Source organism: Bacillus sp. JJ1764, from assembly GCF_036962145.1.
GTDB lineage: Bacteria > Bacillota > Bacilli > Bacillales > Cytobacillaceae > Neobacillus.
Genome location: NZ_JBALNY010000191.1, coordinates 5762 through 6213, shown reverse-complemented (window position 1 = coordinate 6213; position 452 = coordinate 5762). Strand labels below are relative to the sequence as shown.

Here is a 452-nt window from a genome sequence, read left to right as displayed (position 1 = left end):
GCTGCGGGTCGTGACGTGTGGAGCTGGGTGGAATCGCCAGTTACAGGTGGAGCAGCATTTTCAGCCTTCTTAGTGGTCATTTTTAGTAATATGGGCTTTTGGGCTACGTTAAGCGCTGATATTCCATCGATTTCAAGGTTTATTAAAGCACCGGTGAATGAAAAGAACTGGTTCAAACGGAATAAAAGTTCGTTAATTGGAAATCTAATCGCGATGCCGTTAACTCAGACGTTTATGATTATTATTGGTGCCGTTTCCTATATTGCTGCTTTGAATTATGACCCTGTTGTTGCTCTACAAAAGGCAGCTGCTGGTTTCATCTTAGCCATCCTCCTGCTAATGATTGTCTTGGCACAATGGTCCACCAATACAGCTGCCAATGTCGTACCGGCTGCTACTATTTTCTCAAATGTGGGTGGACCTAAGTTCCCGTTCTGGGCAGGGGTTATTAC

At 44.7% G+C, this 452-nt stretch carries 1 pseudogene; it reads left to right on the top strand.

From position 1 onward, the window contains the following. Window positions 1–452: pseudogene (locus tag V7083_RS21065) on the top strand (cytosine permease); the annotation flags it as partial.